Source organism: Methylophilus sp. 5 (assembly GCF_000515275.1).
GTDB lineage: Bacteria > Pseudomonadota > Gammaproteobacteria > Burkholderiales > Methylophilaceae > Methylophilus.
Map to the genome: position 1 here is coordinate 783,559 of NZ_KI911560.1, position 11,189 is coordinate 794,747.

12 protein-coding genes are annotated in these 11,189 nt (G+C 48.5%); 5 read left to right on the forward strand and 7 right to left on the reverse strand.

Going from position 1 to position 11,189, the window contains the following annotated elements; all coding sequences use genetic code 11:
- Positions 1 to 81 precede the first annotated feature (81 nt).
- The 4 genes from ilvB (at position 82) to asd (ending at position 4,430) form a co-directional block, all read left to right on the forward strand.
- Positions 82 to 1,845, forward strand: coding sequence for a biosynthetic-type acetolactate synthase large subunit (gene ilvB, locus METH5_RS0103595; RefSeq protein ID WP_029147226.1), 1,764 nt, complete (start codon positions 82 to 84; stop codon positions 1,843 to 1,845).
- The gene (gene ilvN, locus METH5_RS0103600; protein WP_018987330.1) at positions 1,845 to 2,336 is read left to right on the forward strand and encodes an acetolactate synthase small subunit; all 492 of its coding nucleotides are present in this window, start codon (positions 1,845 to 1,847) and stop codon (positions 2,334 to 2,336) included. The genes ilvB and ilvN overlap by 1 nt, the downstream gene beginning before the upstream one ends.
- Positions 2,337 to 2,392: 56 nt before the next feature.
- Positions 2,393 to 3,409 (forward strand): ketol-acid reductoisomerase, encoded by a 1,017-nt coding sequence (ilvC, locus tag METH5_RS0103605; protein WP_029147227.1) that lies wholly within the window; start codon positions 2,393 to 2,395, stop codon positions 3,407 to 3,409.
- A gap of 172 nt (positions 3,410 to 3,581) precedes the next feature.
- A complete protein-coding gene (gene asd / locus METH5_RS0103610) occupies positions 3,582 to 4,430 on the forward strand; it encodes an archaetidylserine decarboxylase (RefSeq protein ID WP_029147228.1) in 849 nt (282 codons plus the stop codon).
- A 55-nt stretch (positions 4,431 to 4,485) separates the two neighbouring features.
- Here asd and pepN read toward each other — a convergent pair whose 3' ends face one another.
- The 3 genes from pepN to METH5_RS0103625 form a co-directional block, all read right to left on the reverse strand.
- Positions 4,486 to 7,092 carry an aminopeptidase N gene (pepN, locus tag METH5_RS0103615; protein ID WP_029147229.1) on the reverse strand — a complete coding sequence of 869 codons (2,607 nt, stop codon included), beginning with the start codon at positions 7,090 to 7,092 and terminating at the stop codon, positions 4,486 to 4,488.
- Between the two features lie 63 nt (positions 7,093 to 7,155).
- Positions 7,156 to 7,551, reverse strand: coding sequence for a type II toxin-antitoxin system VapC family toxin (locus METH5_RS0103620; protein ID WP_232410932.1), 396 nt, complete (start codon positions 7,549 to 7,551; stop codon positions 7,156 to 7,158).
- A gap of 8 nt (positions 7,552 to 7,559) precedes the next feature.
- Positions 7,560 to 7,790, reverse strand: a complete 231-nt coding sequence (locus METH5_RS0103625; protein ID WP_029147231.1) for an AbrB/MazE/SpoVT family DNA-binding domain-containing protein — start codon at positions 7,788 to 7,790, stop codon at positions 7,560 to 7,562.
- Positions 7,791 to 8,206: 416 nt separating this feature from the next.
- Here METH5_RS0103625 and METH5_RS0103630 point away from each other — a divergent pair, with 416 nt between their 5' ends.
- On the forward strand, positions 8,207 to 9,013 hold the full coding sequence (locus tag METH5_RS0103630; RefSeq protein ID WP_029147232.1) for a hypothetical protein: 807 nt from the start codon (positions 8,207 to 8,209) through the stop codon (positions 9,011 to 9,013).
- A 50-nt stretch (positions 9,014 to 9,063) separates the two neighbouring features.
- Here METH5_RS0103630 and METH5_RS0103635 read toward each other — a convergent pair whose 3' ends face one another.
- From METH5_RS0103635 to METH5_RS0103650, 4 genes are all read right to left on the reverse strand, one after another.
- On the reverse strand, positions 9,064 to 9,330 hold the full coding sequence (locus METH5_RS0103635) for a Txe/YoeB family addiction module toxin (protein WP_029147233.1): 267 nt from the start codon (positions 9,328 to 9,330) through the stop codon (positions 9,064 to 9,066).
- Positions 9,331 to 9,335: 5 nt separating this feature from the next.
- Positions 9,336 to 9,590 (reverse strand): type II toxin-antitoxin system Phd/YefM family antitoxin, encoded by a 255-nt coding sequence (locus METH5_RS0103640; RefSeq protein ID WP_029147234.1) that lies wholly within the window; start codon positions 9,588 to 9,590, stop codon positions 9,336 to 9,338.
- A 128-nt stretch (positions 9,591 to 9,718) separates the two neighbouring features.
- On the reverse strand, positions 9,719 to 10,057 hold the full coding sequence (locus METH5_RS0103645; protein ID WP_029147235.1) for a zinc ribbon domain-containing protein YjdM: 339 nt from the start codon (positions 10,055 to 10,057) through the stop codon (positions 9,719 to 9,721).
- Between the two features lie 188 nt (positions 10,058 to 10,245).
- Positions 10,246 to 11,121, reverse strand: coding sequence for a PA4780 family RIO1-like protein kinase (locus METH5_RS0103650; RefSeq protein ID WP_029147236.1), 876 nt, complete (start codon positions 11,119 to 11,121; stop codon positions 10,246 to 10,248).
- Between the last annotated feature and the right edge of the window lie 68 nt (positions 11,122 to 11,189).

Consider the following 11,189-nt stretch of genomic DNA (forward strand, 5'->3'; position numbering starts at 1 on the left):
TTGATCGACAATCTTGACCAAATTAGTAAAGCAAGCTAATGTATAGGGTTCAACATTTATTAGCCGAAAAATCAAGGTTTTATGGACGCTTCAGCCCACTCTGCGACAGACACCCACGCCAAATCCATGACAGGTGCGGACATCGTTGTCTCCTGCCTGAATGAAGAGAAAGTCAAATTTGTATTTGGCTATCCAGGCGGTGCGGTCTTGCACATTTACGACGCACTCTATAAACAGAATGGTTTTAAACACATCCTGGTGCGCCACGAGCAGGCAGCCGTCCATGCGGCTGACGCCTACTCACGTGCCACGGGCGATGTTGGGGTTGCGCTGGTCACCAGCGGCCCAGGCGCGACCAATGCCGTGACCGGTATTGCAACGGCGTATATGGATTCGATTCCACTGGTGGTGATCAGTGGTCAGGTGCCTGTGCCCGCCATCGGCATGGATGCCTTCCAGGAAGTAGACATGGTGGGTGCGACGCGCCCCTGTGTAAAACACAACTTTTTGGTTAAGCACGTAAAAGATATTGCGCCAACCATTAAAAAAGCGTTTTACATTGCAAAAACGGGGCGTCCTGGCCCGGTAGTGGTGGATATTCCTAAAGATATCACTGCGCACGTGGCCGACTTTATCTACCCAAAAACGGTAGAAATGCGCTCCTACAACCCGATTTTAAAAGGCCACAGCGGCCAGATTAAAAAAGCGGTGAAATTACTGCTGGGTGCGAAACGTCCGATGATTTATACCGGCGGCGGCCTGGTATTGGGTAACGGTGCGGCCGAACTGGTCAAACTGGCCAAAGCGCTCAATTTTCCGGTGACTAACACACTGATGGGCCTGGGCGGTTACCCCGCCACTGACAGGCAATTTGTTGGCATGCTGGGCATGCACGGCACCTATGAAGCCAATATGTCCATGCAACACTGTGATGTGTTGCTGGCGGTTGGCGCGCGCTTTGATGATCGCGTGATCGGCAATCCCAAACATTTCACCAGCCAAAAACGCACCATCATTCATATTGACGTTGACCCTTCAAGCATCTCCAAACGCGTGAAGGTTGATGTGCCGATTGTAGGCGATGTGCAGTCTGTATTGACCGACATGCTGGAAATTCTGGCACAGGAAGAAAACCAGACCACAGATACCGCTGACTGGTGGACGCAAATTAACGAATGGCGCGGCGTGCAATCGCTCGACTACGCTTACTCTGACACCGTCATCAAACCACAATACGTGGTGCAAAAACTGTGGGAAGTTACCAAGGGCGACGCTTATGTAACGTCTGACGTCGGTCAGCACCAGATGTGGGCGGCGCAATATTACAAATTTGACAAGCCACGTCGCTGGATTAACTCCGGCGGCCTTGGCACTATGGGCGTAGGCTTACCTTACGCCATGGGCTGTCAATTTGCCGACAAAAATGCACAGGTTGCCTGTATCACTGGTGAGGGCAGTATCCAAATGAATATTCAGGAACTCTCTACCTGTGCCCAATACGGCCTGCCGATCAAGGTCATCCTGCTCAATAACCGCTATCTGGGCATGGTGCGCCAGTGGCAAGAGTTTTTCTACGAGAACCGCTACTCCGAGTCTTATATGGATAGCCTGCCTGACTTTGTCAAACTGGCTGAATCTTATGGCCATGTTGGCATGAACATCACCAACCCGGCTGACGTAGAAGGCGCGCTCAAAGAAGCGTTTGATAAAAAAGACAAGTTTGTATTTATGAACTTTTTAACCGACCAAACTGAAAATGTCTTCCCGATGGTTGAAAACGGCAAAGGCTTGTCCGAAATGGTGTTAAGCCCGCTCACCGCCAGCCGCCTGAAAGGGGAAGAATAATGCGCCATATTATTTCACTGCTGATGGAAAACGAAGCAGGCGCCCTGTCACGTGTGGCAGGCCTGTTTTCTGCCCGCGGTTACAACATTGAATCACTCACCGTTGCAGTGACTGAAGACCCTACCCTGTCACGCATGACCATCGTGACCACGGGCTCCGATGACGTGATTGAACAAATTATCAAGCAACTCAACAAGTTGATTGACGTGGTCAAAGTGCTGGACCTCAACGATGGCAAGCACATTGAGCGCGAACTGATGCTGGTCAAGGTCAAAGCCACCGGCGTCCATAAAGACGAAATGAAGCGCATGTGCGACATTTTCCGCGGCCGCATTATCGATGTGGCCGACAATAGCTACACCATTGAGCTTACCGGCTCTTGCAGCAAACTGGATGCGTTTATTGAAGCCATAGACCGCAGCGCGATTCTGGAAACCGTGCGTACCGGCGCGTCCGGCATCGGTCGCGGCGACCGCATCCTTAAAGTTTAATCGACAGTATTTCTACCCTATTACCTACGCATTTGTATTGAAAGGCAAAAGCAGACATGAACGTTTATTACGACAAAGACGCCGACTTAAGCATCATTAAAGGCAAAAAAGTGACTATCGTGGGCTACGGCTCACAAGGCCATGCACACGCAGCCAACCTGCGCGACAGCGGCGTCAACGTCACCATCGGTTTGCGTAAAGGCGGCGGCTCATGGGCGAAAGCCGAAGGCGCTGGCCACACTACTTTAGAAATCGCAGCCGCAGTGAAAGAAGCTGACGTTGTGATGGTATTGCTGCCAGACGAAACCATGGCAGAAATCTTCCATGCCGAAATCGCGCCTAACCTGAAAAAAGGCGCAGCGTTGGCATTTGCCCACGGCTTTAACATTCACTACAACCAAATCGTGCCACGCGCTGATCTGGACGTGATCATGATCGCCCCTAAAGGCCCAGGCCACACCGTTCGCTCCGAGTACCTCAAAGGCGGCGGCGTTCCTTCATTGATCGCGGTTTACCAAAACACGTCTAGCAAAGCCAAAGACATCGCCTTGTCTTACGCAGCAGCCAACGGCGGCACCAAAGGTGGCGTGATTGAGACTGACTTCCGTGAAGAAACAGAAACTGACTTGTTCGGCGAACAAGCAGTGCTGTGTGGTGGCGCGGTTGAACTGGTTAAAGCTGGTTTTGAAACCTTGGTTGAAGCGGGTTATGCGCCAGAAATGGCCTACTTCGAGTGCCTGCACGAACTGAAACTGATCGTTGACCTGATGTACGAAGGCGGCATTGCCAACATGAACTACTCCATCTCCAATAACGCGGAGTATGGTGAGTACGTGACTGGCCCACAAGTGATCAATAGCCAATCTAAAGACGCAATGCGTCAGTGCCTGACTAACATCCAAAACGGCAACTACGCTAAACAGTTCATCCTGGAAGGCCGTACTAACTACCCAGAAATGACTGCACGCCGTCGTTTGAACGCTGCGCATCCAATTGAGCAAGTAGGTAACAAACTGCGCGCCATGATGCCTTGGATTGCGAAAAACAAACTGGTTGATCAATCTAAAAACTAATTTTAGATACTGAATCAGTACCTAACGTTGGGTTGATGCCTAATTAATCCAACCATAGGTAAAAAGCACAGGCTGATATATCGCCTGTGCTTTTTTATTTGTAAAATCACGAACAAATACATGATAAAACAAGTTCCTGCACCAAACTGGAACTGCTTAAAAAGGGATAGAAGTGAAACTCGCCATTCTGCTGCAATACATCGCCCCCAAACAATTACTCACCGCTGCTGCCGGCAAGCTGGCGCACTGGCAAGCAGGCCGCCTGACCACGGCGTTTATCGGCTGGTTTGTGAACAAATACCACGTCAATATGGAAGAAGCGCTCAACGGCGATATTGGCAGCTACGCAACATTTAACCTGTTCTTTACCCGCCCACTGCAGGCCGGTGCCAGACCTTTGGCAAATAATGCCTTTGTATGCCCGGTCGATGGCGCCATCAGCCAATTTGGCCAGATCGAAAACGGCCAGATCTTCCAGGCCAAAGGCCATCATTACACCGCTCAGACCTTAGTCGGCGGTGATGCCACCCTGGCCGCCAACTTTAATAGCGGCAGTTTTGCCTGCCTTTATTTAAGCCCCAAAGACTACCATCGCATTCATATGCCGTGTGACGGCAAACTGCTGCACATGACCTATGTACCAGGTGATTTATTTTCAGTGAATCCACTCACCGCTGCGAATGTGCCTGGCCTGTTTGCGCGCAACGAGCGTGTGGTGTGTACCTTTGAATCTGCACAACATGGCAAGTTTGTATTGGTGCTGGTTGGTGCCACGATTGTGGGCAGCATGGCCACCGTTTGGCACGATGCTAAAGACCGCATTATCAACCCACCACGCCCGGGCAAAGTGATCGATTGGGATTACAGCGACCGTAACATCAGCTTAAAACAAGGTGAAGAAATGGGTCGCTTCCTGCTCGGCTCTACGGTGGTGATGCTGTTTGAAAAAGACGTACTCGCGTTTAATGATAGCTGGCATGCAGGCAAACCGATCCGCTTGGGTGAGGCGATGGGGAAATAACTTTCGCCTGATTGGAGATACAAAAAAAGCGGAGCCAGATGGCTCCGCTTTTTTACTAGGCGTTCAAACTTTTACTGACAATCTCGAACACATCACCGGATAAGTTCGGCGTTGCCTGTATTGCTTCCAGCGCGGCTTTCATCATTGCCTGTAGCTCAGGTGTGTAACGCTTCCATTCACGTAATGGCGTGACCATGCGCGCGGCAATTTGCGGGTTAATCGTATTCAGTTCAATAATCACATCCCGCAAGAACGCATACCCTTTACCACTAGGGTCGTGGAACTTCACCGGATTATTAATGGCAAAAGCCGAGTACAGTGAGCGCACGCGGTTAGGATTCTTGATATTAAAATCCGCATGGCTGCGCAACGTGGCGAGGTCATCAAAAATCTGGTCACGGTTGGCAATCGCCTGCAACGAGAACCATTTATCCACCACCAATGGGTAATTTTTAAAGTGCGCATAAAAGTCAGCGAATACCTCGGCACGCTGCGGCTGGCTGCTATCTGCCAGGCAAGCCAACGCGGTGACGCGGTCTGTCATATTGTCTGCTGCATCGTAATGCGCTTTTGCGCGCGCGGCGCAACCAGTGCCATTGGTCACAGTGAGAATATCCAGCACGGCATGTTGCAAGGCACGGCGGCCCATGGCCTCTGGCGTAATTGAGAAGTCGCCTGTGTTTCCATTGGCATCATATAAAGCTGCCAACGCTTCTTTGTGCACACTCTTGATTTGCTTGAGTACAAACGTACGCGCTGCATCAATCGCAGCAGGGTCAATCACTGGCAAATGCTGACCAATCACACCTATCATCGGCAGACTTAATGCACGTGACAGCAGCGCTTTATCGCCCTTACCTTTTAAACCTTGCTCAATCAATACGCCAACATCAGCCACAAATTGTGAAATATCCACAGCCGGATCAGCCATTACGCGTTGGATAGTGCGCAGCGCCAATGTCTGGCCCGCCTCCCATTTGTTAAAGCCATCAGTGTCGTGCACTTGCAGCAAGCGCAAATCATCGTCGCTTAAATCGGTTTCGAGTTTCACCGGTGCCGAGAAACCACGCAAAATCGAAGGCACAGGTTTTGCGCTGATGCCATTGAAAGTGAATGTTTGCTCACGCGCGGTTACTTCCAGCACGCGGGTTGGCAGAATTTCTTTACCTTGCGCGTCCAGCAAACCAATGGCCACCGGAATATGCAACGGCTGCTTGTCGGTTTGCCCTGGCGTATCTGGTTGTGACTGCTTAAAGGTCAGCGTATAGCTTTGCTGTACAGGGTCATACTGGCTGCTCACTTGCAGCGTCGGTGTGCCGGCCTGTTTGTACCATCTAAAGAACTGCGACATATCGCGACCAGAGGCATCGGCCATACACTGCACAAAATCATCACAGGTCACGGCATGGCCGTCATAGCGGTCAAAATACAAATCGGTGGCTTTACGGAAAGTCTCTGCACCCAACAAAGTATGCTGCATGCGGATCAGCTCAGCGCCTTTGTCGTAAATAGTCTTGGTGTAAAAGTTGCTGATCTCGATAAACTGGTCAGGCTGTACCGAGTGCGCCAGCGGGCTGCCGTCTTCGGGGAACTGCAAGCGGCGCAGGCCGTTCACATCATCAATCCGCAACACCGCACGTGAGTTCAAATCGGCACTGAATTCCTGATCGCGGAATACGGTAAAGCCTTCTTTGAGTGACAACTGGAACCAGTCACGGCAAGTCACGCGGTTACCGGTCCAGTTATGAAAATACTCGTGACCAATCACGCCTTCCACACTCATAAAGTCGCTATCGGTCGCGGTTTCCTGATGCGCCAGTACCAGCGCAGTGTTAAACACATTGAGCGAGGTGTTTTCCATCGCGCCCATATTAAAATCGCTCACCGCGACAATATTGAATAGCTCCAACTGGTATTCGCGGCCATATACCTCTTCATCCCATTTCATGGATTTTTTCAGCGATTCCATCGCATGGCTGCACTGGCTTTCGTCGCCTGAACGCACATAAATATGCAAATCCACTTTGCGGCCCGTCATAGTCGTAAACGTATCCGCCACGAGCTCCAAATCACCGGCCACCAGCGCAAACAAATAACATGGTTTTGGAAAAGGGTCATGCCAAACGGTGTAATGACGGCCATCGGCCAATTCGCCAGCATCCTGCAAATTACCGTTGGAAAGCAACACCGGAAACGCCTTGGCATCCGCCTCAATACGCACGGTAAACACGCTCAACACATCCGGGCGGTCCTGGTAATACGTAATGCGCCTGAAACCTTCGGCCTCGCACTGCGTGCAATACGTGCCTTGCGATTGATACAACCCTTCCAGAGCCGTGTTCGCTGCCGGGTCAATCTCGCTGACGATGGTGAGCGTGAATGCATCACCCGGATTCGCGATGGTCATTTGCCCATCAGCCACCGTGTAATCGCTCAATGGCTGGCCATTTTTGGAGACCGATACAATCGTCTGACCTTCACCATCCAGCACCAAGTCATGAGTCGCACTCGCCGGGTTTTTCACATACTTAACGATAGACGTGACAATGGTTTTGCCTGGCAACAGGTTAAAACTCAAATTCACCTGCTCGGCCAGATAAGGCGCTGGGGTGTAATCTTTGAGATAAATGGTTTTTGGTGCAACAGCGTTTTCGGTTCGCATGGAAAAATGACCTGAATAAGTATTAGCTTGATTATATTTGAGAGTTAAAACTGAGGAATAGGTTTAATCATTAAACCAGTCAACAACAACCAAATTAGGGATGCGATTAAACTCCCTGACATTATTAGTAACTACAGTAAGGTTTTGACTTAGCGCATGCGCACCAATCATCAAATCCATCGCCCCGATGGGCGTGCCTTTTCTTTCGAGGCTTGCGCGTAAAACACCATAATAGTTTGCCGCAGACTCATCAAATACCGCAATTTCTAAAGGTAAAATAAAGTCATCCAAAGCAGCCTGATTTCTTTCCTGAAACTGACTTTTAGCAACACCATAGCGTAACTCGGCCAAGGTGACACTCGAAATACAAATATCACCAACTTGAAAATCATTAAATTTTTTAATTACTCCGGCAGGTTTTTGCTTAATCAAAGCAATGCAGATATTGGTATCCAGCATGAGCCTCATTAAAACAGGTCCTCACGCGCTTGTGGCACTGGTTGCGCACGATCGTCCATAAAGTCGTCACTAAACTTATCCAGGCTGTTCAATAACACATCCCACGACTGGTTAGCAGGTAACAAAATCACGGCATTCCCTGAACGCTTGATAATGACTTCATCACCCTCAAAACGAAACTCTTTGGGCAATCGAACCGCTTGGCTTTGACCGTTTTGAAATAACTTGGCAGTTTTCATGGGCGCCCCATATTTAAATATATACTAAAAGTATATTCTTTAAAACATTAGTGTCAATAACTACTTTTTCAAATGTAGCCATTGCACGCTCATAAAATAGTTAGGCGTTGAAAAAGGCCGCTGGGCTGATATTTGGTTGGCCGAGCAGACCGCCTATGAACTTGTCGTAGACGAGGGAAAGGGTGGATGGTCTAATGACACCATTGAGTAGTAGCATGTTACTAGAATAGTCGAAGCTAAAATGCCACATTGCAAGAGCCGACCCCGATGAATATGGGTGCGGAGCGGCAAACACGTATTAATGAAGCATTGAAGAAAATAAATACAATTTAATTTACTCCAACTCTACAAAACTTGACTAACAGCCCTCTTTTATTCCACACTCCACCGAATAACTAACGACCAATAAACTGCCGATGTATCGATCTGAACTACACTCTATCTTAGTGCAAGCACTTGAAGAGGCTAAATGGACTCGCTCCACTCGCGACGAAGATAACTTTCGACAGGTAATTTGCTCTCATTTGTACAAAAACATTTCACCAAATAATACTGAAATTCCATCGACACGCTCAGGATCTGGTGATATTCGAATTTTTGGTAGAAAAATTGAACTGAAGTATGTTAATGCAGAAAAAAGAGACAAACTAGACACACTATTGGCCGATATCGATAATTTGATAGATTCAAAGGTAGAGTTTTGTATAGTTGCAATTCGTTTCACAGGTGATCACAAAGATAACCATCTAGCCCGCGCTGTAGATCTCCCGCTACTGACCTCTAACTGTGCGATTATGCCAATCGCTGATCATCCTCCACACAACTATTATGGACCAGGTATTTTTCTACCAGCTTGCTATCTTCATGCCATCCATCGCATTTCTATTACTGAAAATGGAAAAAGCAAAAAAACCAACTCTTACATTTCCGTTGAGCGTGTTCATAATATTGAAAGGTCTTGCTTTTTGAAAGTAGGTAATAACACTTTACATGTTGACGTTATAGGATCAAAGGAAGACGGGTTACTGACTTTTCTGTACAAGAGGGCTGACAATATAAAAATCGATTCTTTACAAACCCCACAAGACATTACTGTTCCCTACAAACCAACTCCACTTAAGGTGGCATCAATTGAACGCGTAAACATCTCTACAGAACCTGAGCTACCAGGTCGTAAGGTTACGCTAATCGAACAGAATATGGCCTTATTTAAAATCACATAACAAATTTCACTCAATAGCAAAAACGGGGGCAGGTCTTGCAAAGCAACATTTCAAACATAGTGATACCGACACGCCACAATCTGCAACTCTGATTCAGTCACCCGATATACCAATCGATTCACATCATCAATCCGGCGTGACCAAAAGCCAGTTAAATCGCCCTTAAGCGGCTCTGGCTTGGCGATACCAGTAAATGGCTCGCGGGCGGATGCTTCAATCAGCATATTGATTCGTTTGAGTGTTTTTTTATCCTGCGTTTGCCAGTAGAGATAATCCTCCCAGGCTTTTGGTGTGAAAACGATCAACCTTGCCATGATGAGGATTATTCTTGTATGAGCGTTTTTGGCTCGACTTTGCCTGCTTTTAGCTGCGCAATAGACTCTGCCAAATGCGCGGCGTTAGCTGGGCTTTGCAGCAGGTGCAACGTTTCCATCAGGCTGTTGTAATGGTCTAGCGACATCACCACTGCGTTGGCAGCGTCACGGCGGTTGATGATGGTGACATCCACATCGTTGACGACTTGATCGAGCACGGTTTTGAGGGAGTTGCGAGCTTCTGAATAACTGATGACGTGCATAGCGCCTCCAACTTGTTCAATTAATTGTGCAAGTATATGCCGATTTGATCTGATTTTCAAACAACGAAGCCAAGAATGAAAAAAGCCGCCTTGTTTAAGCGGCTTTAAATTAAATGTAGTCTAGCGAATCAGGCTTTCTTCACAAACTCCGACTTCAACTTCATCGCGCCAAAACCATCAATCTTGCAGTCGATATCATGATCGCCATCGACTAAGCGGATGTTTTTCACTTTAGTACCGACCTTGACCACTGACGAAGAGCCTTTCACTTTAAGGTCTTTAATCACGGTAATCGTATCGCCATCTTGCAGTACATTGCCATTGGCGTCGCGCACAACTTTAGCTTCATCAGAATCTGCTGCGGCAACTTTACTCCACTCATGTGCGCACTCCGGGCAAACGTAATTGTCACCGTCTTCGTAGGTGTATTCGGATTGGCATTGTGGGCAGGCGGGTAATGTAGACATGCGGACTTTCTTGGTGCAAACAATAAAGCCTTATATTTTACAGGGTTATTATTGAATGACCTAGTTAGCTTGTCGCGCAAAGCAATTGGCTAAACAGCAGGCGTAAAAAAACCGCCTCATTAGGCGGCATTTAAACTTGATCGTAAATACTTGAACGGTGACCGACCACGCCTCGTAGAGGCTCATGTTTAAAGCCGTTTGGGCTTGGGCAGTGCTGCTTTCGCTTCTGCCAAACGCATTTGGCGTTTGGCTTCATCATCGCGTACGGCATCAATCACCCGCACCACACTCTTTAAATCTACCGGCTTGTTATCTTGTTTAAAACGGCCAGTCAGCACTGTTTCAGGCGTGAGTGCACCATGCGCGTAGAGTGCCCAAATTTCTTTGCCGTATTGTGTGTTGATTAACTCAGGCGCAAATTGTCCAAAAAAATCTGCCAGGTTGCCAACATCGCGCTCTAGCATGCTCATGGCGTGGTTGTTACCGGCGGCATCAACGGCTTGGGGTAAGTCGATGATGACTGGGCCATGGGCGCTGAGCAGGATATTAAATTCTGAAAGATCACCATGCACGATACCTGCGCACAGCATGCGCACTACTTCTTTGATAAGTACTTGATGGTAGCGGCGGGCTTCTTCAGCTGTAAACACGATATCGTTGAGCCTGGGCGCGGCGTTACCTTCTGCGTCGGCCACTAAGTCCATAATCAATACGCCTTCGTAGAATTGATGCGGGGTGGGCACGCTAACACCGGCAGCCGCAAGTCTATACAAGGCGTCCACCTCTGCACTTTGCCAGGCTTCTTCTTGCGCTTGTTTGCCGTATTTTGAACCTTTTGCCATGGCACGCGCCTGGCGGCTGCTTTTGACTTTGCGGCCTTCGGTGTAATCCACACTTTGGCGAAAACTGCGTTTATTGGCTTCTTTGTATACTTTGGCGCAGCGGGTCTCTTCACCACAGCGCACGACATATACCGTGGCTTCTTTGCCGCTCATTAGCTGGCGGACAACATCATCTACAATGCCGTCTTCAAGCAGAGGTTCTAATCTTTTTGGAGTTTTCATAACGCTGGCTAATAATAATTGTGCTCAGGGTAACATTAAACTGGTGACATATCCGTGATTGAACCTTG